General features: G+C 66.0%; 22 protein-coding genes and 1 pseudogene. 14 read left to right on the forward strand and 9 right to left on the reverse strand.

The window, feature by feature from the left end; all coding sequences use genetic code 11:
- Positions 1–40: 40 nt before the first annotated feature.
- Positions 41–631, forward strand: a complete 591-nt coding sequence (locus ATO6_RS14715; RefSeq protein ID WP_088624769.1) for a thymidine kinase — start codon at positions 41–43, stop codon at positions 629–631.
- 45 nt (positions 632–676) lie between these two features.
- Here the strand turns inward: ATO6_RS14715 and ATO6_RS14720 are convergent, their stop codons facing one another.
- The 5 genes and pseudogenes from ATO6_RS14720 to ATO6_RS14740 all read right to left on the reverse strand — a co-directional run.
- A complete protein-coding gene (locus tag ATO6_RS14720; RefSeq protein WP_088624770.1) occupies positions 677–1,630 on the reverse strand; it encodes a D-glycerate dehydrogenase in 954 nt (317 codons plus the stop codon).
- The gene (locus ATO6_RS14725; RefSeq protein WP_088624771.1) at positions 1,627–1,965 is read right to left on the reverse strand and encodes a tRNA-binding protein; all 339 of its coding nucleotides are present in this window, start codon (positions 1,963–1,965) and stop codon (positions 1,627–1,629) included. Before ATO6_RS14725 ends, ATO6_RS14720 begins: the two co-directional genes overlap by 4 nt.
- Positions 1,958–2,773, reverse strand: a complete 816-nt coding sequence (gene proC / locus ATO6_RS14730) for a pyrroline-5-carboxylate reductase (protein WP_088624772.1) — start codon at positions 2,771–2,773, stop codon at positions 1,958–1,960. Before proC ends, ATO6_RS14725 begins: the two co-directional genes overlap by 8 nt.
- A 33-nt stretch (positions 2,774–2,806) precedes the next feature.
- Positions 2,807–3,307 carry a YbjN domain-containing protein gene (locus ATO6_RS14735; protein ID WP_088624773.1) on the reverse strand — a complete coding sequence of 167 codons (501 nt, stop codon included), beginning with the start codon at positions 3,305–3,307 and terminating at the stop codon, positions 2,807–2,809.
- Positions 3,308–3,610: 303 nt separating this feature from the next.
- Positions 3,611–3,742 (reverse strand): annotated as a pseudogene (locus ATO6_RS14740) (transposase); the annotation flags it as partial.
- Between the two features lie 239 nt (positions 3,743–3,981).
- On the opposite strand from ATO6_RS14740, the gene ATO6_RS14745 reads away from it, so the two are divergent.
- The 3 genes from ATO6_RS14745 to ATO6_RS14755 all read left to right on the forward strand — a co-directional run bounded on the left by ATO6_RS14745 (position 3,982) and on the right by ATO6_RS14755 (position 7,536).
- Positions 3,982–5,496 carry an alpha/beta hydrolase gene (locus ATO6_RS14745; RefSeq protein ID WP_088624774.1) on the forward strand — a complete coding sequence of 505 codons (1,515 nt, stop codon included), beginning with the start codon at positions 3,982–3,984 and terminating at the stop codon, positions 5,494–5,496.
- Between the two features lie 8 nt (positions 5,497–5,504).
- Entirely contained in the window at positions 5,505–6,809 is a 1,305-nt protein-coding gene (locus ATO6_RS14750) for an MFS transporter (protein WP_176440951.1), read from the forward strand.
- Positions 6,810–7,104: 295 nt separating this feature from the next.
- On the forward strand, positions 7,105–7,536 hold the full coding sequence (locus ATO6_RS14755; RefSeq protein ID WP_141102009.1) for a hypothetical protein: 432 nt from the start codon (positions 7,105–7,107) through the stop codon (positions 7,534–7,536).
- 808 nt (positions 7,537–8,344) lie between these two features.
- On the opposite strand, the gene ATO6_RS14760 is transcribed toward ATO6_RS14755, so the two are convergent.
- On the reverse strand, positions 8,345–8,590 hold the full coding sequence (locus tag ATO6_RS14760) for an accessory factor UbiK family protein (protein ID WP_088624777.1): 246 nt from the start codon (positions 8,588–8,590) through the stop codon (positions 8,345–8,347).
- A gap of 93 nt (positions 8,591–8,683) precedes the next feature.
- Between ATO6_RS14760 and lgt the strand changes: the two genes are divergently transcribed.
- The 5 genes from lgt (at position 8,684) to ATO6_RS14780 (ending at position 12,864) form a co-directional block, all read left to right on the forward strand.
- Entirely contained in the window at positions 8,684–9,580 is an 897-nt protein-coding gene (lgt, locus tag ATO6_RS14765; protein WP_088624778.1) for a prolipoprotein diacylglyceryl transferase, read from the forward strand.
- On the forward strand, positions 9,577–10,650 hold the full coding sequence (locus ATO6_RS14770; RefSeq protein ID WP_088624779.1) for a class I SAM-dependent methyltransferase: 1,074 nt from the start codon (positions 9,577–9,579) through the stop codon (positions 10,648–10,650). The genes lgt and ATO6_RS14770 overlap by 4 nt, the downstream gene beginning before the upstream one ends.
- The gene (pgeF, locus tag ATO6_RS14775; RefSeq protein WP_088624780.1) at positions 10,647–11,402 is read left to right on the forward strand and encodes a peptidoglycan editing factor PgeF; all 756 of its coding nucleotides are present in this window, start codon (positions 10,647–10,649) and stop codon (positions 11,400–11,402) included. The genes ATO6_RS14770 and pgeF overlap by 4 nt, the downstream gene beginning before the upstream one ends.
- Before the next feature lie 274 nt (positions 11,403–11,676).
- Positions 11,677–11,817: a hypothetical protein gene (locus ATO6_RS25110; protein WP_176440952.1), complete on the forward strand. Its 141-nt coding sequence runs from the start codon at positions 11,677–11,679 to the stop codon at positions 11,815–11,817.
- 285 nt (positions 11,818–12,102) lie between these two features.
- Complete coding sequence (locus ATO6_RS14780; RefSeq protein ID WP_088624781.1) at positions 12,103–12,864, forward strand: Hint domain-containing protein; 762 nt, start codon at positions 12,103–12,105, stop codon at positions 12,862–12,864.
- A 99-nt stretch (positions 12,865–12,963) separates the two neighbouring features.
- Here the strand turns inward: ATO6_RS14780 and ATO6_RS14785 are convergent, their stop codons facing one another.
- Complete coding sequence (locus ATO6_RS14785; RefSeq protein ID WP_088624782.1) at positions 12,964–13,791, reverse strand: fumarylacetoacetate hydrolase family protein; 828 nt, start codon at positions 13,789–13,791, stop codon at positions 12,964–12,966.
- A 137-nt stretch (positions 13,792–13,928) separates the two neighbouring features.
- Here ATO6_RS14785 and ATO6_RS14790 point away from each other — a divergent pair, with 137 nt between their 5' ends.
- From ATO6_RS14790 to ATO6_RS14810, 5 genes are all read left to right on the forward strand, one after another.
- Positions 13,929–15,536, forward strand: a complete 1,608-nt coding sequence (locus ATO6_RS14790; RefSeq protein ID WP_176440953.1) for a caspase family protein — start codon at positions 13,929–13,931, stop codon at positions 15,534–15,536.
- Between the two features lie 76 nt (positions 15,537–15,612).
- Entirely contained in the window at positions 15,613–17,433 is a 1,821-nt protein-coding gene (locus ATO6_RS14795; protein ID WP_088624784.1) for a M3 family oligoendopeptidase, read from the forward strand.
- On the forward strand, positions 17,430–17,885 hold the full coding sequence (locus ATO6_RS14800) for a hypothetical protein (RefSeq protein ID WP_088624785.1): 456 nt from the start codon (positions 17,430–17,432) through the stop codon (positions 17,883–17,885). The genes ATO6_RS14795 and ATO6_RS14800 overlap by 4 nt, the downstream gene beginning before the upstream one ends.
- 4 nt (positions 17,886–17,889) lie before the next feature.
- A complete protein-coding gene (locus tag ATO6_RS14805) occupies positions 17,890–18,129 on the forward strand; it encodes a hypothetical protein (protein WP_088624786.1) in 240 nt (79 codons plus the stop codon).
- 70 nt (positions 18,130–18,199) lie between these two features.
- On the forward strand, positions 18,200–19,372 hold the full coding sequence (locus ATO6_RS14810; RefSeq protein ID WP_088624787.1) for a dipeptidase: 1,173 nt from the start codon (positions 18,200–18,202) through the stop codon (positions 19,370–19,372).
- On the opposite strand, the gene ATO6_RS14815 is transcribed toward ATO6_RS14810, so the two are convergent.
- Both ATO6_RS14815 and ATO6_RS14820 read right to left on the reverse strand, forming a co-directional pair.
- Positions 19,369–20,298, reverse strand: a complete 930-nt coding sequence (locus tag ATO6_RS14815) for a hypothetical protein (protein WP_141102010.1) — start codon at positions 20,296–20,298, stop codon at positions 19,369–19,371. The genes ATO6_RS14810 and ATO6_RS14815 overlap by 4 nt on opposite strands.
- A 6-nt stretch (positions 20,299–20,304) precedes the next feature.
- Positions 20,305–21,042 (reverse strand): hypothetical protein, encoded by a 738-nt coding sequence (locus ATO6_RS14820; protein WP_088624789.1) that lies wholly within the window; start codon positions 21,040–21,042, stop codon positions 20,305–20,307.
- Positions 21,043–21,230: the final 188 nt, after the last annotated feature.

Raw genomic sequence — 21,230 nt, forward strand, 5'->3', positions numbered from 1 at the left:
GCGGCCTCCGCCCGGTTGCGTGATCCGACCGGAGCGCAGCATGGCCAAGCTCTATTTCCACTACTCGACAATGAACGCCGGCAAGTCGACCAGCCTGCTGCAGGCCGCGCACAACTATGCCGAACGGGGAATGGAGACCCACCTGCTGACGGCCCGGCTGGACAATCGTGCCGGCGCGGGCCGGATCGCCAGTCGCATCGGCATCGGCGCCGAGGCGGACACATTCGCGCCCGAGGATGATCTGTCGGATCTCATCGCTGCGCGCCTGAACCGCGGACCGATCGCCTGCGTCTTCGTTGACGAGGCACAGTTCCTGACCCGCGATCAGGTCTGGCAGCTGGCCCGTGCGGTCGACGATCTGAACCTGCCGGTAATGTGCTACGGACTGCGCGTCGACTTCCTCGGCAACCTGTTCGAGGGGTCCGCCACCCTGCTGGCGCTGGCCGACGAGATGCGCGAGGTGCGCACGATCTGCCATTGCGGCCGCAAGGCCACCATGGTCGTCCGGCGCGGCGCGGACGGGCGCGCGCTGCGCGCGGGGGCACAGGTGCAGATCGGCGGCAATGAAACCTATGTCTCGCTCTGCCGCCGCCACTGGCGCGAGGAAACCGGCGACCTGCCCAGGCCCTGACCGCTCATCGGGCCCTGACGCGCCCGCCTCGCCCGCGCGGGCCGTTCAGTTGACGAGGTTCGGCGGCGTCTCGCCGGCAAAGAAGGCGCGCAGGTTCTCGACCGCCATCAGCCCCATGGCCTCGCGTACTTCCAGCGCCGCGGTGCCCAGATGCGGCAGCAGGCTGACATTCTCCAGCTTGCGCAGCGCCTCGGGCACCGTGGGTTCGTTCTCGTAGACATCCAGCCCCGCGCCGGCGATCCGACCGGCCTTGAGCGCCGCGATCAGCGCCGCCTCGTCCACCACGTCGCCCCGCGCGATATTGACGAAGATCGCCTCGGGCCGCATCGCGGCAAAGAACGCCTCGTCCAGCAGATGCCGCGTATCGGCCCCGCCCGGCACCGCGACGACGACGAAATCCGCCGCCCGCGCCAGCGCCTCCAGCGTGACCTGCCGCGCCGGGAAACCGACCGCCTTCTCGGAGCGGTTGGCATAGAGCACATCCATCCCGAAGCCGTAGTGACACCGTTGCGCCACCGCCTGCCCGATCCGGCCCATGCCGACGATCCCCACCGTCTTGCCGGTCACGTGCCGCCCCAGCATCTGCGTCGGATGCCACCCGGTCCACTTGCCCGCACGCACCAGCCGCTCGCCCTCGCCCGCGCGGCGGGCGGTCATCAGCAGCAGCGTCATCGCAACGTCCGCCGTCGCATCCGTCACCGCGCCGGGCGTGTTCGTCACCGCGATCCCGGCCCCGCGTGCCGCCGCCACGTCGATGTGATTGTAGCCCACGCCGAAGTTGGCGATTATCCGGCAGCGGGGGGCGTTGAATTCGGCAAAGGCCTGTTCGTCGAAAGCATCCCCAAGCGTCGCCAGCACCCCGTCATGCAGCACCAGCGCCGCGCGCAGCTGCGACCGCTTCATCGGGCCGTTCACGTCACGCACCTCGATCTCGAAATGCCTCTCCGCCTCGGCCAGAACGCGTGCCGGCAGCGGACGTGTCACCAGAACGCGGGTCACTGCATCCGCTCCCCCGCCGGCACGTCGTGGTCCGGCGACAGCAGCACGATGGCGCCGTCCGCATCGGCGAGGCCAAGAACCAGAACCTCGGACATGAAGGGACCGATCTGGCGCGGGGGGAAGTTCACGACGCCGATCACGGTCTTCCCGATCAGGCTTTCCGGCGTGTAATGCGCCGTCACCTGCGCCGAGCTTTTCCGCTCGCCGATCTCGGGGCCGAAGTCGATCCACATCTTGATCGCCGGTTTGCGCGCCTCGGGGAACGGTTCCGCCTTCAGCACCTTGCCCGCCCGGATGTCGACCTTGAGGAAATCGTCGAAGCTGATGTCAGCCATTGGCCAGTTCCTTCGACCGCTGCGCCGCCGCCGCCACGGCCCTGTCCAGCAGCGCCGGGAAGCCGTTCCGAGCGTCCATAAGCACCTCCAGAGCCGCCTGCGTGGTGCCGTTGGGGCTGGTGACGTTGACGCGCAGCTGGCCCGGCGTCTCGTCCGACTGTTCCGCCAATGCGCCCGCCCCCGCGACCGTCGCCCGCGCCAGCGCCAGCGCGAGATCGGGCGCCAGGCCCTGTGCCTCGCCCGCCGCCGCCAGCGTTTCGATCAGGTGGAACACGTAGGCCGGGCCCGAGCCGGACACGGCGGTCACGGCATCCATCTGGCCCTCGACCTCCAGCCGGACGACCTGCCCGACCGCGCTCAGCAGCGCCTCGGTCAGGGCGAGGTCCGCCTCGGAGACCCGTGCGTTGCCGATGATCGCGGTGATCCCCCGACCGACAGCCGCCGGGGTGTTGGGCATGGCGCGGACGATCGGGGAGGCTTTGCCGAAGACCTCTTCGAACCTCGCGATCGGCGTGCCGGCGGCGATCGAGACGAACAGCGTTTCGCCGCCGCCCATGGCCGCCAGCGCGGGCAGCGCGTCGCCCATCATCTGCGGCTTGACGGCGATCAGCGCGATCGCGGGATGCTCCGGAAGGCTGCCGTTGACGTTGACGCCGGTGCCATTCAGCCAGTCCGAGGGCTTGGGGTCGATCACGTGGACCGATGCGGGCGACAGGCCCCGATCCAGCCATCCGGCCAGCATCGCCCCGCCCATCTTGCCGCAGCCCAGAAGCACCAGGCCGCGACGCTCAATCTCTTCGAATGCCATCTCTGTCCCCTGCTCTTCGACAGGGGTTCAGGTTTACGCGCGGCCGTAGGCCTCTGCAATGGCGACCTGCAGCGCATCGGCGGGAGTCCGATCACCCCAGGCCAGCAGCTGGAACGCCGGATAATACCGTTCCGAGCTGAGCACGGCGGCGTTGATCAGCGTGTCGATCTGTTCCGCACTGGCGGTCTGCCCCCCGGCGAGGACGAGGCCGTAGCGATAGACCATCAGCTTCTGCTCGGCCCACCAGGTGAAGCTGCCGGCCCAGCACTGGTCGTTCACATTGTTGAGCAGTTCGTAGAGCCGCGGGATCGAGTCCTCGGGCGGGTCCATCTCGAATGTGCAGACCATGCGCAGGGTTTCGTCGTAGTTCGACCATGCGAGGGTGATGGAGTAGGTGCGCCACTGGCCTTCGACGGCCATGGCGATCTGGTCCTCGCCGATCCGGTCGAAATCCCAGTCATGATGTTCGGCCAGCGTTTCGACGATGTCGATCGGATGAATCTCGTCCTGGATATACTGCTCGGACAGGGCCATGGCGCCACCTCATTGTTGTGTAGCGCGGAAGAGCGACAGCGCCCCCCAGCGCTAGGTGCCTTCTCCAGAGGCTGGGGGACTTCCCGGCCTCCTTACAAGATATGGTGAGGCGTGCGGTGAAGCCTGTAAAGCAATTTATTGGGGATAACCCCAATAAATTGTGGGTATCCTGAATTGAGGCACATTGCGTTGCACGGGCACGGTGCGGTCGTGCCTGCGTCGGGCGAACGGGGTGTATGTACCAGCCGGACGATCTCTTCAGAGGTGTCCCCAGGCCCACTCACCAGCATCCCTGTCGCGACTGAGCCATCGCGTCAGCGTTGAGAGTCCGATGCCCAGATCTTCTGCGATCTCGCGCCGTGTCCGGCCGCTTGTCAGCGCAAGCCTAACCGCTTCCCGCCGAAATTCCGGCGTCGGTCCGCTTCCATTTCCCATAGAACAGCTCCCGGCTCCGCAGTTGGTGCACGCCACTTTTTCCGGGCAAGTCCATATGGTACCCAGCCAGAGCACTACGCGGTGCCCGAACTAGAACACGAATTCAAAGGCTAACTTGACTATGGTGGTTGGAGGTATCGGGGATATTCGAGCGCGACCGGTCCGATGCCGGTGCAGAACGGCCATCAGGGGCACCAGCTTCGATTACGCTAAATTTCTCTGATGTCTGGGCCGGAACATTGAGCGGTCTGAAGGTTACGGATTCCGAATGCGAGAAGGATGTCGCCGCTGTCGAAGATATCCTGTCCGTACTGCCAGAGCCGCCGGATCAAAGTGTTGCCGGCCGTGAGGCCTGGAAGCCGGAGGTCTGGATTGAGGTGCGAGGCAGCTTCCGGCCACTTGACCAGGAGGACGTCGAGAATTTCACGCGCAAACAGCGTTTGGACGAAGTGCTGGCGGCTTTGGGCAGTGAAGATGAGCCGGTGGCTTTCGGCATCATGGGAAATGACCTCATCGTGCGGGTCGCGCCGCTGATAGAGGGAAAGACTGCCTTTGTCGCTCGAATCAACGATGACGCGTTTACCGCCTTTCTTGCAGCACACTTTCCCGACCTGAGTTTGCCCGGCGCGCTGAGGCATCTGTTGCGTCTGCACCTTGTCGGCATCGGTCTCAAGGAAAGTGCGGAGCGCGATGGACGCAGCGTCGAGACGCGCAAGCGACAGTCGCAGCAGCTTCGCGCGGCGTTTCAGATCGACGATCTGGCCACCGTGGGTCGGCAAGTCTCGTCCGCGTTGGTGCTTGCACTCGATCACTACGTCGCACCGAAAGGGCCTTCGATCAGCCGTACGATCCAGTCCTATGTATCCCAATTCCTACCGGTAGGCACCCGGTTGATCGGCCTGACCACTGCCGATGGCAGAACGTTTCCGGTAATCGACATGGGCCCGGCGACAGGGCGGCCGGTTCTGGTGCTGCATCCGATGGCCCTACCGGACATCCGTCCGACAGACATCTCCCAAATGGAGCGATTGGGTCTCCGGCTGATCTGGCCGTTGCGTCACGGTACCTGTTCGCCGGGCACCAAGCCCTTGCCCCATCGCCAGCATCTCGATCATGCGGTGCATGGCGCTCTCCTGGCGCTTGGCGCGATGTGCGGCGGATACGCGACAGTTCTGGCCTTCGCCGCTGCGTCGCGGGTGGGGCTGGAACTTGCCGCGAAGGCCCCGAATGCGGTCGAGGCGCTTCACGTGGCGGGTGTCTGCCTGCGCGAGGGCCGGCCCGAGAGCGGACCGCGCCGGCTTGCGAAGGGCGTACTTGCCCTTGCGGCGCGCAACCCCGGCCTGCTGGATCCCATTCTCGTACAGATCGAAACGCATCTGCGTCGACCCGGTGTTTTCGAGGATTTCTTACGCCGACAGTTTGCTGACAGCCCCGCTGACCTTGCCATTGTGGCGGAGGATCTCGCAGGGCCGCATGGACCCGACCGGTTCCGTACCGCACTGCTCGACTCCGCCGCATCCGCCAGACACGACTTCCTATTCCAGCGGGATCTCGGCTGGGATCGGGTCCCGCCGGATCTGGCGCTTCATCTACACCACGGCGCGCAGGACAGGATCCACCCGCTGGGCCTGATCCGGGACCTGGCAACCCGTTTGTCCGGTGCATGCCTGCACGTCCATCCCAATACGGGCCAGCTTTTTCATCACGATCACCTGACGAGAGTGCTGGAACGGGTCGCGGGCGTCAGGGCATAGACCGCAGGATGTGGAAGACGCGTCTTGCATTCGGTAGCCCGGACCTAGCACTGTCGCTGCTATTCGCGACGATCAACGGTTGGTTGCTGTTCTATCTGGTGACCATCCTCGATATCCCGCCGCTCCTTGCGGGTGCCGCGTTCATCTTCGGGCGTGTGCTCGACGGGGTCCTAGACCCCATTATCGGTGACTGGGCGGATCGCCGGGCGCGCAAGCCGGTGATCGGCTGGGCGCTACCCTTCGCGGCGGTCGGCTTTATCTCGCTTTGGATCGTGCCTGCGCTGTTCGTCACGCCGGGGTCGGCGGCAATGGCGACCGGACTGGCCTTCGGGATCTTCGCGCTGGCCTACAGCTGCGTCTCGGTGCCGAGGCTGGCGCTATTGCCCGCCGTAGTGACCGGCTACGATGCGCGCACCGGACAGGCCAGTGTAGACATGGGATTCGTGTTCGTCGGTGTCCTTGTGGCTTCTGTCGCCTTCCCTGGGGCCATTGCCTCAGCTGGCGGAGGGACGCTTGCCGCTTCGGAACCAAGGGTTTGGATGGCAGCGGCCTTCGGGCTCGCGGCTCTCGCGGTTCTGGCCTATCTTCCCTTCCTCGTGCTGATCCGCGAGCCTGCACAGACATCTTCTGCCAAACCACGCCCGAAACCTTGGGTCACGCTTGTCGACCTTGCCAGGACGAACGGGGCAGTTCCGACCTTGGTGCTCTTCGCCGGAACGGTTCTGACACTGGTAACCCTGCAATCCATCTTGCCATTCTGGCTCGACCGAGGGCCCGGTCTGTCGGCGGGAGGGCAGTCGCTTGTGTTGCTCATTGTGTTCGGTTCGACTATCGGCTCCCTTCCGCTCTGGTCGATGCTTGCGGGGCACTTGTGCAAGCTGCGGTGCCTTATGGTCGGTATCGCCGTTCTTCTTGCGGGTCTTGCGATCGCCATGACGCTGCCGGTCGGCTCGGGCCTTACGCAGGGACTGCTCGTTGCCGCAGCTTTCGCTGGCGCGGGCGCAGGAGCGCTCAGCATGTGCCCCTGGGCGATGATACCCGACGTGGCTGAAGCCCACGCCCGCAGGCTTGCGGCCGCCGTCGAAGGAACGGCATCGGCGGCGTTCACGATGACCAACAAGCTTGCGGTTGCCCTTGCGTTGTTCCTGAACTCCGTCTCCCTGAACGTCCTCGGCGATCAGGACAACCTATCGGCGGTTTGGCCCTTCCTTCTGCTTCCCGGGATTCTTGCCGCCGTGACACTGGGTCTGGCCGGGGCAATGCGGGTTTCGCGCCTCCCCGGTCTGGATCGGTCATCCGATACGTCCATTTGAACGGAGGGCGGAGCCGTGTGACATGTCGGTCGCTTCACGGATGACATGTAGCGGCAACCGCGTGGCAATCGGATGCATTGTCTCCGCCCGCTGCCCCGCCCATGAGTTCAGGTCAGCACCCATCCCACCTGGGGGGGATGCGCCGGAATTTCTCTTGCCACATGTTGGAGCCGAATGTCGGACAGGCGAGGCCGACTTCCTGCTTCACGCGACCGTTTTCGCGTGAGCCGCGAAACCGGTCGGACGGGTGGCCCAGACACCCTTTACCGGTCCGTATCCTTGGGAAACGGGACGCTTGGAAGTCGATTTCGTTGCGGCATCAGACCCTGGAAAGGAAAGTGACAAGATGAATTTCTTCTACAAGTCCGCTATTGCGATGATCTGCGGCCTCATGGTGACTGGAAGCCCGACCTTCTCGATGGCGGACAGTTCGAACCGGATCAAATTTCAGAGGACCGTGTCTCTCAAAGTGGGGCAAGCAATGGTCATTCACGGCAGACGCGGTGATTGCGGCTCGTTTCCCAGCAAGGCCGACTTGGCGAAAAGCAAGTCAGACCTGAACCGTGTTCTCAGCACCGGACACATCGTTTTCGGTAAGCCGGGCGTCCGGAAAAGCGGAAGCTGTAGCGGCTGGACCCCTGCCTACGAGACAATCTTCGTCGCCGATCGTCCGGGGCGGGAAACAGTCAAAATCCACGGCGACGCGGTCCGTATCACTGTCAGATAGGGACTGCCTTAGATATTCCGCGCCTCGGTCCCGTTGGTCGTTGAGGAGATCAGGCACCATCTGCTCCGCCTCGAACGATCTTTGGCACCCGCGCGGAACACTCACCTGCCAGCCTTCGGAAGCGTCCCGCGCGTTCGCTCCGGGGCTGGCTTCGAGAGACCCGTCTTTCAGGAAGTCCGAGGGCAAATCGCATCGCGAATGCTCCGCGAGCGTAGTTCTTCTTCACGCGAGGATATCGAAATGGATCGGTTCACAATGGCCCTTCTCACCGCGACCACATTAATGGGCGCCGCGACTTCAGTATCCGCGCAAATGATTGTGACTGACAACGGCTCCGGCACTTCTCAGCAGAGCGCCTATCAAAGCGCGATCTACAAGACCCGAGGCAAGGCGACAGCAATGTGTCGCGAGAGAGGGGGGTTGCCGATCTTCTTTCAAGGGGGGTGGCGAACCGATCCCAACGTAACCCGGAGAGGGTGCCGCGTGGTCCGCCGCTCGGGCAACCGTACTGTCTATTCGTGCAATGTAACCTACCGGCTATGAGGGCCATTCTGCACTGTCACGAGACTTTGCAGTGCCGCCACCCCTGGATTTACATCTTTCCTTCAATGCCTGCCGAGGTTGTCCGGCATTATCCGCGGCCTTCCGCCTTGACTGAAAGAACGGGGGGCAACGTACACGCGCACCCCAATATCACCGCGCCAAAGAATACGCCCTCCGGAACAGTGTTCCGAAGGGTCGCAATCCAAATCCGCTCAATCCGGCGGGAACGGGTCAGGTGGCGCCGCGCAGACGCCCGGCACGGGCGTCAGTCCGCCTTGGCCTCTAGCGCCTTGATCCGCGCTTCGAGCGCCGCGTTCTCCTCGCGCGCCTTCTGGGCCATCGCGCGGACGGCATCGAACTCCTCGCGCGTGACGAGGTTGCGATCGGCCAGCCAGCGGTCGATCATCGAGTTGAAGGCCGTTTCGGCCTCGTCCTTGGCACCCTGGGCGACGCCCATGGCATTGGTCATCAGCTTCGACATGTCGTCGAAGAACTTGTTCCGGGTCTGCATCGGAAACTCCCGTTCTGCTTGGCACATATATGGCGACCCCGAGGGCGCGGGACAAGGTTGACTTCACCACGGCCCGCGGCAACAGATGCGGCCATGCAGGCTGCCATTCCATTCCCCGACATCTCGCCCGAGATCGTGTCCATCACGGTCTTCGGCTTCGAGCTCGCCCTGCGCTGGTATGCGCTGTCCTATATCGTGGGCATCGGGCTGGCCTACCTGCTGGCCCGGCGCGCGCTGGCGCAGCCGGGGCTGTGGCCCGCCGCAACACCGCCGATGACGCGGACGCAGCTCGAAGACCTGATGTTCTGGCTGATCCTCGGTATCATCGCGGGCGGGCGGCTGGCCTTCGTCTTCATATACCAGCCCGGCTATTACCTGTCGCACCCGGCCGAGATCCCGATGCTGTGGAATGGCGGCATGGCGTTTCACGGCGGGTTTGCCGGGGTCTGCGTGGCCACCCTTTTGTGGTGCCGTGCGCAGAACGTGCCCCTCGGGTCAGCCGCCGACGCTCTGGCGCTCGGCACACCGGTCGGGCTGATGCTGGGGCGGATCGCCAACTTCATCAACGCCGAACTATGGGGCCGCCCCACCGATGCGCCGTGGGGCGTGATCTTTCCCGGCGCCGCGGCACAGGATTGTCCCGGCGTCATCGGCCCCTGCGCGCGACATCCCTCGCAGCTCTACGAGGCGGGGCTGGAGGGGCTGCTGCTGGGGCTGATCCTGATCGTTGCCGTCTGGCGCTTCGGTGCGCTGAAACGGCGCTGGCTGGTGACGGGGATGTTCCTGACCGGCTACGGGCTCGGGCGGTTCGTGGTGGAATACTTCCGACTGGCCGATCCGCAGTTCATCACCCCCGACAATCCCTTCGGCCATGTCCTGCGCCTGACCGACACGGTCGGGCTGACGATGGGCCAGATCCTGTCCCTGCCGATGGTCGCCATCGGCCTCGCCGTCATCGTCGCCGCGCGCAGGCGGCCGGTTCCGGCATGAATCTGACCGAGCGCCTGCACCGCCGCATCGCCACGCAGGGGCCGATCACGCTGGCCGACTACATGACCGCCTGCCTCCTCGACCCGGCCGAGGGCTACTATACGACGCGCGATCCGCTGGGGGCCGCGGGCGATTTTATCACCGCGCCCGAGGTCAGCCAGATGTTCGGCGAATTGCTGGGCCTCGCGCTGGCGCAGAGCTGGCTGGACCAGGGTGCTCCGGCACCGTTCCTGCTGGCGGAACCCGGACCGGGGCGCGGGACGCTGATGGCCGACATTCTGCGCGCCACCCGCGCGGTGCCCGGTTTCCACGACGCCGCGCGCCTGTGCCTGATCGAGGCCTCCCCGGCACTGCAGGCGGTTCAGGCCGCCACGCTGCGCGACCATGCGCCGTCCTGGGTGGACCGGATGGACGACATGCCCGACCTGCCGCTGTTCCTCGTCGCGAACGAATTCTTCGACGCCCTGCCCGTCCGCCAGTTCCGCCGCGACGGTCCGGCCTGGCGCGAGGTGATGATCGCCCTGCGCGATGACGCCCTGACCTTCGGTCTGGGTCCCTCAGCCCCCGTCGCGGCACTGGCGCACCGGCTGGAAGATACCGCCGAGGGCGACGTGGTCGAGATCTGCGCCCCCGCCGCCGCCATCGCCGCCGAGATCGGTCAACGGATCGAGACCCGCGGCGGCGTGGCGCTGATCTTCGACTATGGCGACTGGCGCTCGCTTGGGGACACGTTTCAGGCCATGCGCGGCCACGGCCATGCCGACCCGCTGGCCGATCCCGGCAAGGCGGACCTGACCGCCCATGTCGATTTCGAGGCGCTGGCCACCTCAACCCCGTCGGCGCACAGCCTGCTGACCCCGCAGGGCGTGGTGCTGGAACGTCTGGGCATCACCGCCCGCGCGCAGCGTCTTGCCGAAGGACTGACCGGCTCGGCGCGCGACGCGCATATCGCCGCGCATCGCCGCTTGACCCACCCCGCCGAAATGGGGAGTCTCTTCAAGGCACTGGCCTTCTATCCGCGCCGGGCCGCCCCTCCGCCGGGGTTCGAGGCTGCAGGGAATCGTCCATGACCTTGGAAATCATCACCTCCGATGCGCTAGGCCCCGTGACACACGGGTTCTTCACCCGTCGCGGCGGGGCATCCTCGGGAATCTTCCACGGGCTGAACTGCGGGCAGAGTTCGTCCGACCAGTCCGAAATCGTGGCGATCAACAGGTCGCGCGTGGCCTCGGCCATGGGCACCGACACCGAAGCGATGCGCGGCCTGCGCCAGGTCCATTCCGCCCGCGCCGTGATCGCGGACCCGGACCGGACCCCCGCGCCCGAAGCGGACGGCATCGTCACCGACCGGCCCGGCCTGGTGCTGTCGGTGCTGACCGCCGACTGCCAGCCGGTGCTCTTTGCCGATCCCGAGGCCGGGGTGATCGGCGCCGCCCATGCCGGGTGGCGCGGGGCGCTGGATGGCGTGCTCGAGGCGACGGTCGAGGCGATGGAGACGCTCGGCGCCGAACGCGGGCGGGTGAAGGCCGTGATCGGTCCGACGATCAGCCAGGCAGCCTACGAAGTCGGACCGGAGTTTCTGGACGCCTTCGTCAACGAGGATCCCGGCAATACCCGCTTTTTCGCCAATGGCGCGGGCGACCGCTACATGTTCGACCTGCCGGCCTACGGGCTGCACCGGTTGCGCAGTTTCGGGGTGGGTCATGCCGAATGGATGCGGCACTGCACCTATGCCGATGCCGACCGGTTCTATTCCTACCGCCGCACAACGCATAACGGCGAAGCGGATTACGGACGGCTGATTTCGACGATCAGGCTCTGACGCCGATCCGGGCAGGGATGCGGCGGATTGCGCCTTGATCCCGCCTCATTAAGTGGCACGGATCTCAGGGGAACGCGATTTTATCCATATAAATCAATAAAATTGTCGTGACCTTCCCGAAGGCCCGGAGCCACGAAGATCATCCTCCGAAAACTCGCGATTCACGGAAATTAGCCATTTTCCGCCCTTCGCCCGCCCCAAACCGGAAGGAAACTGGAACCATCGCGCAGAACAGAATGCGGCTGCGTTAACCAGTTCAGAAGGGCGAAGCACCATGAAGATCAAGCAGAAGCGTTGGATGAAATCCGTGATCGAAGCCTCCAGGACCGAAACCCCGGCCCTGCCCTTCGAACGCTCCAGCCGCAGGCCGCTGGCCATGCGCCGGGGGCAGGTGCCGGTCCGCAAGGCCGCCTGACCCCCGACGACAGACAAATGGGCATGGGGCCGACTGTGGCCCCGCCGCCCCGAGAGCGCCGGTGATTCGGCACGAGTGTGGCCGGAATGTGGCGCATTGTTCCGGCTGACCGCAACTAAGCGGGAGCGCAACTGGGGATTGATCCGCGGACCGTGGACAATGCCCTGTTATCTTTGACTTTGCGCCCATTTTTCGGCAAATTCTTACCCAGATACGAACACTGTCCGTTCGTCGTTGCTGGTGGGGGCCAGCGCGAATGTGACACCCGAAGGACTGGGTAATCACATGACTATGCCGCCCCGCGACCTGGGCAAGGAACTCCTTGCCGCGACTCTCCAAACTGCCCGCCGCCGCGGTCCGCTTATGCGCCGCTACATGGTGTCCGTCATGGACGACGCCGGCCGCGAAAAGCTGACCGAGCACCTCGCCCCGGCCACGTCCGAGTTCGAGAACGCCTTCAACGCCTTCGCCCGCGGCACGATCATCAAGACCGCCGACGGCCCCTGCGCGATCGAGGACCTGCGCCCCGGCATGATGGTCGAGACGCTGGAACACGGCCCGCAACCCGTGCGCTGGATCGGGTCGATGACCATGGTCTCGACCGCTCCTGTCGAGGATCCCGCGCAGTCGCGGCTGACCCGCGTCACGCCGGGCCGGTTCGGCTATGAGCGTCCGGCGACCGAGCTGATGGTCGGCCCCGGCGCACGCATCCTGCACCGCCCCGACGCGCTTCAGGACGATGATGTGCGCGGCCATGCCTATACCGCCGTCACCGATTTCGTCGATGGTGACAGCGTGTTCGAGGTCAGCCCGATGACCCCGGTCGAGACGTTCCACATCTGCCTTGACGAACACGCGACGATCCGGGCCAACGGCCTGCCGGTCGAGACCTACCATCCGGGTTACTACCTGCAGGACGGCATGGGCCCGAACAAGCTGGCGCTGTTCATGTCGCTGTTCCCGCACCTCACCGAAATCGCAGATTTCGGCGTCCTCGCACATCCCCGGATGTCGCTGGACACCTTGATAAGCCTCGACGCTGCCTGACTCAGGGGAAGGCCGCACGTCGCGTAATTGATCTGCGTGGGAGGTTTATGATGCGTCCGGTCGTTGGGGACCGGGCGCATCGCTTTTGAGGGGGCGGGTTCAGTCCGCCAGAACCCGCTGCCGCTGACGGCCCAGGCCTTCGACGCTCAGTTCCATCACGTCGCCGGCCTTGAGGAACTGCGGCGGCTTCATGCCCGAACCGACGCCGGGCGGGGTGCCGGTGGCGATGATGTCGCCGGGATTGAGGCTCATCATCTGGCTCAGGTAGCTGATGATATGCGCGACCGGGAAAATCATCGACGCGGTCGTCCCGCGCTGCCGCTTTTCGCCGTTCACGTCACAGCTCAGCGCCAGCGCCTGCGGGTCCGGCACCTCGTCCGCCGTCACCACCCAGGGGCCGACGGGGCCGAAGGTGTCGCAGCTCTTGCCCTTGGTCCACTGGCCGCCGCGTTCCGCCTGAAAGTGCCGTTCCGACACGTCGTTGACGATGGTGTAGCCCGCCACGTGGTCCAGCGCCTCGGCCTCGGTGACGTATTTCGCCCGCTTGCCGATCACGACGCCCAGTTCGACCTCCCAGTCGCCCTTCTGCGCGCCGCGCGGCAGGACCACGTCGTCGTTCGGCCCGGTCAGCGCCGACAGCGCCTTCATGAAGACGATGGGCTCGGACGGGATAGGCAGGCCGGCCTCCTTGGCGTGGTCGGAATAGTTCAGCCCGATGCAGACCATCTTGCCCACCCCCGCAACGGGGATCCCCAGACGCGGATCACCCTCGACCAGCGGCAGGCTTTCGACCGCGATCTCGGGCGGGCTGGCCAGCACCTCTCCGGTCAGGTCGGGCACCACGCCCGACAGGTCGCGGATACGGCCCTCGGCGTCCAGCACGCCCGGTTTCTCGGCGCCCGGCGCGCCGTAACGTAGGAATTTCATCTCTGCCTCCCTCGAATGAATTTCATCTCTGCCTCCCTCGAATGCCGGGCGAGCCTACCGCGATCCCGCGCGGTGACAAGGCCGGTTGCCTGAGCCGCCCCGCCGGGTCTAACATCCCGGCCGACCCGGAGATTTCGATGCTGCGCCTTTTCGCCCTGCTGCTTTGCCTGATCGCGGCCCCGCTTGCCGCGCAGGAGCGTGTGGCGCTGGTCATCGGCAACAGCGCCTACCTGAACGCCAAGCAGCTGCCGAATGCCGGAAACGACGCCGCCGACATCGCCGGGATGCTGCGGCAGCATGGGTTCCGGGTGTTCGACGGGCTGGACCTCGGACGGCTCGACACCCTGCGGCTGATCGACGAATTCAACCGCGCGCTCGGGCCGGACGACACGGCACTGTTCTACTTCGCGGGCCATGGCCTGCAGATCGGGGCCGAGAACTGGCTCATGCCCGTCGATGCCGAACAGGGCGACGAACTGGCGATCACCTCGTCCTCCATCCGCCTGCAGACCGTGCTGAGGGGGATGGAACTGCGGGCCGGCAACCGCATCGTCATCCTCGACGCCTGCCGCAACAACCCGTTCCTCGTCGCGGGCGCCAGCCGGTCTGCGGACGGCGGCGCGACGCGCGGCCTCAGCCGGGTCGAGGCCGGGGTCGGCAGCTACATCGCCTTTTCGACCCAGCCCGGCAACGTCGCGCTGGACGGGCGCGGCCGGAATTCTCCCTTCACCGAGGCGCTGCTGCGCCACCTCGCCACGCCCGAGCAGGACATCCACGCCGTGATGCGGGCGGTCCGGGCGGATGTCGTGAACGCCTCGGGCGGGACGCAGGTGCCGTGGGAAAACTCGTCGCTCATCGACCCGCTGTTCCTTGTGCCGACCGCGGCGGAAACCGACGGGCGCAAGGGTGTCCGGCTGAAGCCGCGCGCCATGCCCGACACCAGCGCGATGGCCTCGGTCACCGCCACGACGCCCGCGCCGCGCGCGGCTCCGGCACCCGCATTCGACCATGCCGTGCAGGGGCTGAACCCGCAGGACGACGGCTTTCTCGCCCTGCGCAGCGCGCCCGACACCAAGTCGACCATCCTGCTGAAACTGCTTGAAGGCACAAAGCTGCGGATCCTCGACCAGGATGGACCGTGGCACATGGTCGAACTTGAGAACGGCCAGCGGGGATGGGCGCTTGGCAACTGGATCCGGCAGTCAGCCCCGGTGCCCGCAACCTCTGGTATCACCCAGCCCCCCGCCGCCATCGGCATCGGCGCGCCGCCGCCGCTGCCCGCCGGGCGGATGCGTCGCGCGGACGAAATCTGCAGCTCGCTTGGCAGCGGCATCACCCTCTGCGCCTCGTCGGTCCTGCCGGATTCCAAGTCGATCACTTACGGCACCGCCAACCTGTTCGACGGACAGTTCGAGACGGCATGGATCGAGAACCATCCAGACGTAGGCGAAGGCGAATACCTGGCGTTTGACCTCGACGCACCGACAACTTTCCGCGAATTGCAGATCGTCAACGGGTATGCCAAATCCTCGAGCCTTCATGCCAAGAACGGCCGGATCAAAATCCTGACTGTCACCGGATCGAACGGAAAGAGCCAGGATCTGCGGCTGGTAGACCACGGCAGCCTGCAGACCTTTGCCCTGACCGGCTTTGACGCGGTGACATGGCTGACCCTGACGATCACCTCGGCCAAGCGCGGTCGGAAATGGGCCGATACGGCGATTTCCGAGCTCCGCCTGCGCTAGGCCGGGCGCGCCAAGGGTTGAACCCGGCGCCACCCCCTGCATATCTGTTCAGCACCACGACAACAGGAGTCACCGCATGTTCACCCTTCCCTTCCCGCTCCGCGACGCCAATGCCGGCTCTGGCGGAAAGGATCTGGGCGACCTGCCGGAATGGGACCTGACCGACCTCTATCCCGCGCCCGACGCGCCCGAGGTCAAGCGGGACCTCGACTGGCTGGAACAGGCCTGCCGCAGCTTCGCCGAGGATTACGAGGGCAAGCTCGACACGCTGGACGCCGATGCCTTCCTCGACTGCGTCAAGCGGAACGAACGGATCAGCACCGTTGCCGGGCGGCTCATGTCCTACGCGGGCCTGCGGTATTACCAGATCACCACCGACGCCGGACGCGCCAAGTTCATGTCCGACTGTCAGGACAAGGTGACGACCTACACCACGCCGCTGGTGTTCTTCACCCTCGAACTGAACCGCCTGCCCGATGACCACCTCGGCGCGCTCTTCGTCGCGAACGAGGAACTGGCGCGCTACAAGCCCGTCTTCCACCGCATCCGCGCGATGAAGCCGCACCAGCTGTCCGACGAGCTGGAGCACTTCCTGCACGACCTCGGCGTGACCGGCGATGCGTGGGAAAAGCTGTTCGACGAGACCATCGCGGGCCTCGAGTTCAATGTCGACGGCGAGGATCTCAACATCGAGGGCACGCTGAACCTGCTGACCGAGCAGGACCGCGCCAAGCGCGAGTCGGCGGCCCATGAACTGGCCCGCGTGTTCGAGGCCAACATCCGCACCTTCGCCCGCGTCCACAACACGCAGGCCAAGGAGAAGGAGATCATCGACCGCTGGCGCAAGATGCCGACGGCCCAGACCGCGCGCCACCTGTCGAACGACGTGGAGCCCGAGGTGGTCGAGGCGCTGCGCGATGCCGTCGTCGCCGCCTACCCCAAGCTGTCGCACCGCTATTACGAGCTGAAGCGCAAGTGGCTGGGCCTCGACCGGATGCAGGTCTGGGACCGAAACGCACCGCTGCCCACCAAGGACACCCGCACCATCGGCTGGCAACAGGCGCGCGAGACGGTGATGAACGCCTACAACGCCTTCGACCCTCGCATGGGCGAGATCGCGGAGCCGTTCTTTGACAAGGGCTGGATCGACGCGGCGGTGAAACCGGGCAAGGCCCCCGGCGCCTTCGCCCATCCGACGGTGACCGAGGTGCATCCCTACGTGATGCTGAACTACCTCGGCAAACCGCGCGACGTGATGACGCTGGCCCACGAACTGGGCCACGGCGTGCACCAGGTGCTGGCCGCCGGTCAGGGCGAGATGCTGTCCTCCACGCCGCTCACGCTGGCCGAAACGGCATCGGTCTTCGGCGAGATGCTGACCTTCCGCCGCCTGCTCGACAACGCCAAGGACAACCGCGAGAAGAAGACCCTGCTCGCCGGCAAGGTCGAGGACATGATCAACACGGTCGTGCGCCAGATCGCTTTCTACGATTTCGAGTGCAAGCTGCACGCCGCACGGCGCGGCGGGGAACTGACCCCCGACGACATCAACGCGCTGTGGATGTCGGTGCAGGCCGAAAGCCTCGGGCCAGCGTTCGACTTCATGGACGGGTACGAAACCTTCTGGGCCTACATCCCGCACTTCATCCACTCGCCCTTCTACGTCTACGCCTATGCCTTCGGCGACGGCCTGGTGAACGCGCTCTACGCGGTCTACCGGGAGAGCCCGGACGGCTTCCAGGACAAGTATTTCGACATGCTCAAGGCGGGCGGGTCGAAGCACCACAAGGAACTGCTCGCGCCCTTCGGCCTCGACGCCAGCGATCCGGCGTTTTGGGACAAGGGCCTGTCGATGATCTCGGGCATGATCGACGAGCTGGAGGCGATGGAGGATTGATCCGCGCCGCCCTCCTCGCCATCGGTCTGGCCACGCCTGTCGCGGCGGCCGAGGCTTGGGAGGGCACGTGGGCCTGCGCCGTCGACATGAACGATGGCGGCGTGCGCATGTCGCAGCGATCCACCGACACCTTCACGGCGACCCGCTGGGTTTCGGACGCCAAGATGCACGTGACGTCCGAAGGAACGGTGATCGACTACCGCGCGTTGACCACGTCCGACATCAACGTGACAAACGGCCTGCTGACCATGACACCGCGTTCCGCCCGGATCATCGACTTCAACCGCGACGGCGTCTCTGCGCCCGGCGACCCAGCCATCGCGCCGCTGACCGCCGCGCTGTCGGACAGCGCGGGCTGGGAATTCCCGATCGCTTTCCCCGCGACCGACCGGATGCTGATCGAGATCGACGGCGCGACCCAGACCTGCCAGCGCCTGTCCCCTCCGGCCTGACGCCATGCCCGCCGCACACTCGTTCCGCACCCGCCTCCGCCGCTTTCAGGTGCAGGCCCGCAGGTCGATCCCGCCGGGGCTGCGGCTGGTCCTCGGCATCCTGCTGATCATCGGCGGCTTTCTCGGCTTCCTGCCGATCCTCGGCTTCTGGATGCTGCCCCTCGGCATCGCCATCGCCGCGCTGGACGTCGTGCCGGTCTGGCGTCGGATGGTCTCGCTCCGCCGTCCGCGCCGCCCGCGCTGACGTCACGTCGCCGTGGTGCGGCGGCGCCGCGCCCCATAGGCTTGACGCAGACGTCAGGCCGGAGGACCTCATGGGCATCGTCACGAAATCGCTGGCCAGTCTGGCCGGGCTCGCCATCCTCGCCGTCGCCGGTGTCGCCCTGATCGTCCCGGCCAAGGTCGAAAGCGACCGGAACCCGGTCGAACCCCACGCGCCCTACCCCGTATCTGAAGCCGCCCGGACGCTGCACGGCAACCTGACCGTCGCCGACTGGCACGCCGACAGCCTATTGTGGAAACGCGACCTGACCGAGCGTGGCGACCGCGGGCAGGTCGATTTCCCGCGCCTGCGCGAGGGCGGATCGGCGATCCAGGTCTTCACCGCCGTCACGAAGAGCCCCGCGGGCCAGAACTACGACGAGAACGAAACCGGCGCGATGGACAACATCACGCTGCTGGCCATCGCCTCGCTGTGGCCGGTCCGGACCTGGCAGGACCTGACCGAACGCGCGCTCTATCAGGCGGAAAAGCTGCACGATTTCGCCGCCGACGACGGCAATGTCGCCATCATCCGGACCCGTGCAGACCTCGACACCGCGCTGGACGCGCATCGCGCCGATCCGAACGCGCTCGGCGCCGTGCTGGGGATCGAAGGCTCGCATGCGCTGGAGGGCGATCTGGCCAACCTCGACCGGCTGGAGGCGGCGGGCTACCGCGTCATCGGCCTGCACCATTTCTTCGACAACGCCCTCGGCGGGTCGCTGCACGGGACCTCGAACGCCGGGCTGACTGACTTTGGCCGCGCGGTGGTGCGCGAGGTCGCGGAACGCGGCATGGTGCTGGACCTCGCCCATTCCAGCCCGCAGGTGGTGTCCGACACGCTCGACATGGTCGAGATGCCGGTCATCGTCAGCCACGGCGGCCTGCATTCCTTCTGCCCGGTCAAGCGCAACCTGCCGGACGAGCTGATGCTGCGCGTGGCCGAAACCGGCGGCGTGGTCGGGATGGGCTACTGGGGCGACGTGACCTGCGGCGATGTCACGCCCGCGGGGATCGCGGCGATGATCGCGCAGGCGGTCGAGGTCCTGGGCGAGGATCACGTCTCGCTCGGCTCGGACTACGACGGGTCGGTCGGCACCGGGTTCGACACGTCCGAACTGCCCGCGCTGACGCAGGCGCTGATGGACAAGGGGCTGAGCGACGCGCAGATCGGCAAGGTCATGGGCGGCAACATCGTTCGCGTCCTGTCGGACCGGCTGCGCTAATCCAGCGCCCGCACCCTTTCGAGAAAGCGGTCCGTCAGGTCCTTCGCCCCGGCGTTCAGGCAATTTTCATGGAAATACCAGTAGAGGTATTTCGCATAGCGCCGCTGCACGGCGTCTGACCGCAGCAGCCGGGCAAGGTCTTCGACCGTCCCCGCCTCGTCCGCGATGTGTTGGAAATCGGTCTGGCCGCACAGGATCACCGGCTTGCGGTGCAGATAGGCCTCGATCCCGACGGCGGAGTTGATCGTCACCACCCGTTCCGCCACCGCGAGGATGTCGTGGATGTTCGCGGTGCTGACGATCAGCGCCGGAAACTCCGCCTGCAGAGCCTCCAGCGTGTCCCCGGTGGCCGGGTCGAAATCCCTCGGATGCGGCTTGACGACCACCGGACGCCCTTCCGCATTCTCCAGACAGGCGCGCAGCATCGCCCAGCGGTCGAGCCACAGCGTCTCGCCCACGATCCGGTGCCCCTCGCTCTGCAGGAAGACGGCGATGCAGCCCTCGGGCACCGCCTCCACCGCCTCGGGCTGGTCGTAGCGCGAGGTGCGCGCCGTCACCAGCCGGTCGCGCAGGCGGCGGAAAAAGGCATTGGCGGCGGTGTCGTCCACCCGCGCGGGGCGGAACGGCTTGTCGCGGATCGAGGAAAACGCCCGGATCCCCTGCGGATCGAGGTGCCAGAACGGATAGACATAGGCCACGCCCGCCGACAGCACGGATGGATGCGGAAACCGCGCGTGGTTCAGGATGTGGATGTCGCCATCCCCGACCTGATCCGCCAGCCGGTCGCGGTCCATCGGCACGCCGTCATGCGGGATCCCGCGCTCGGCCAGCCCGTCGAACAGCCGCCGGTAGAATGGCAGCATCGCGCTCCGGTCGCCCCTCAGCCAGTCCGGCGGCAGATGAAACCTGATCCTGCGCTGGCTCACCGCCCGTCAGGCCGCCGCGTCCTGCGCCAGCAGGTCATCGAACCACCGGCGGTCGGCCTCGTAACCCAGCGAGATCAGGATGTCGTGCATGACGGGGAAGCGGGTGAACTGGTCGACAATCCGGGCCCGGTGCTCGGGCTGCTTCCACTTGGCCTGCCGGGTGGTTTCCAGTTCGCGCGTGCCGTTCATGGCCCGGTCGAGTTCGTAGGACATCTTCTGCCGGTGGAAATCGCGGAACGAACCCTCGAATTTCAGGTCCAGATCGCGGGCCAGCGTGGCCTGCACCGCGTCGGGATGGGCGACGAGGTCTTCGTATTTCAGGAAGAAGATGCCCTCGGGGAACAGCCCCGCCCGCGCCACGTCGAGGATCGCCTTGTGCACCGGCAGAAAGCCCGGCGCGGTCAGGGTCGGTGCGCGGTCGGGGTAGATGTGGTAGCACTTGTCCGCGCCGTAGAAGTAATCACCTTCGACCCGGCTGTGCCGGCTGGTCAGGATGTCGCGCGGGTCGCGCAGTGTGACGATCAGGTCGACCTTCTTGCGGCCCTGCGCGGCGCGCAGGATCTGCTCAACCTCGAAGATGTCGAAGGGGCGCTTGGTGCAGACGTTGCCGGGATGGGCCAGCCACTGGATCGCCCGCGCCTCGTTCGGCGGCAGGTGAAAGCCGCGCAGCGCGTGGCGCATCATGTTGTAGAACAGCGTGCTGCCGGCACGGCCCTGTCCGGCGATCAGCAGGTGTCGGTCCATATCGGGTGCCCTCGTCTGATTCCTGGGACAGATATTGAAAGGCCGGGTTAACGCTGGGTTACGTCATTTCTGGGGCGAGGTGCGGTATGTTCGAACACCCAAGCGAAATTCAGACCGCCGCGATCCTCCACGCTCTCCCAAACGACAATGCCCCCGCGGTTTCCCGCAGGGGCGTCGCATGTCCAATC

Origin of the sequence: Oceanicola sp. 22II-s10i (assembly GCF_002210105.1) — a bacterium.
Classification (GTDB): domain Bacteria; phylum Pseudomonadota; class Alphaproteobacteria; order Rhodobacterales; family Rhodobacteraceae; genus Pseudooceanicola.

Coding starts and splice junctions, on each gene's coding strand:
- ATO6_RS14715 (WP_088624769.1), top strand. CDS start 41: ATGGCCAAGCTCTATTTCCACTACTCGACAATGAACGCCGGCAAGTCG.
- ATO6_RS14725 (WP_088624771.1), bottom strand. CDS start 1,965: ATGGCTGACATCAGCTTCGACGATTTCCTCAAGGTCGACATCCGGGCG.
- proC (WP_088624772.1), bottom strand. CDS start 2,773: ATGGCATTCGAAGAGATTGAGCGTCGCGGCCTGGTGCTTCTGGGCTGC.
- ATO6_RS14735 (WP_088624773.1), bottom strand. CDS start 3,307: ATGGCCCTGTCCGAGCAGTATATCCAGGACGAGATTCATCCGATCGAC.
- ATO6_RS14750 (WP_176440951.1), top strand. CDS start 5,505: ATGTGGAAGACGCGTCTTGCATTCGGTAGCCCGGACCTAGCACTGTCG.
- ATO6_RS14760 (WP_088624777.1), bottom strand. CDS start 8,590: ATGCAGACCCGGAACAAGTTCTTCGACGACATGTCGAAGCTGATGACC.
- lgt (WP_088624778.1), top strand. CDS start 8,684: ATGCAGGCTGCCATTCCATTCCCCGACATCTCGCCCGAGATCGTGTCC.
- ATO6_RS14770 (WP_088624779.1), top strand. CDS start 9,577: ATGAATCTGACCGAGCGCCTGCACCGCCGCATCGCCACGCAGGGGCCG.
- pgeF (WP_088624780.1), top strand. CDS start 10,647: ATGACCTTGGAAATCATCACCTCCGATGCGCTAGGCCCCGTGACACAC.
- ATO6_RS25110 (WP_176440952.1), top strand. CDS start 11,677: ATGAAGATCAAGCAGAAGCGTTGGATGAAATCCGTGATCGAAGCCTCC.
- ATO6_RS14780 (WP_088624781.1), top strand. CDS start 12,103: ATGACTATGCCGCCCCGCGACCTGGGCAAGGAACTCCTTGCCGCGACT.
- ATO6_RS14785 (WP_088624782.1), bottom strand. CDS start 13,791: ATGAAATTCCTACGTTACGGCGCGCCGGGCGCCGAGAAACCGGGCGTG.
- ATO6_RS14790 (WP_176440953.1), top strand. CDS start 13,929: ATGCTGCGCCTTTTCGCCCTGCTGCTTTGCCTGATCGCGGCCCCGCTT.
- ATO6_RS14795 (WP_088624784.1), top strand. CDS start 15,613: ATGTTCACCCTTCCCTTCCCGCTCCGCGACGCCAATGCCGGCTCTGGC.
- ATO6_RS14805 (WP_088624786.1), top strand. CDS start 17,890: ATGCCCGCCGCACACTCGTTCCGCACCCGCCTCCGCCGCTTTCAGGTG.
- ATO6_RS14810 (WP_088624787.1), top strand. CDS start 18,200: ATGGGCATCGTCACGAAATCGCTGGCCAGTCTGGCCGGGCTCGCCATC.
- ATO6_RS14820 (WP_088624789.1), bottom strand. CDS start 21,042: ATGGACCGACACCTGCTGATCGCCGGACAGGGCCGTGCCGGCAGCACG.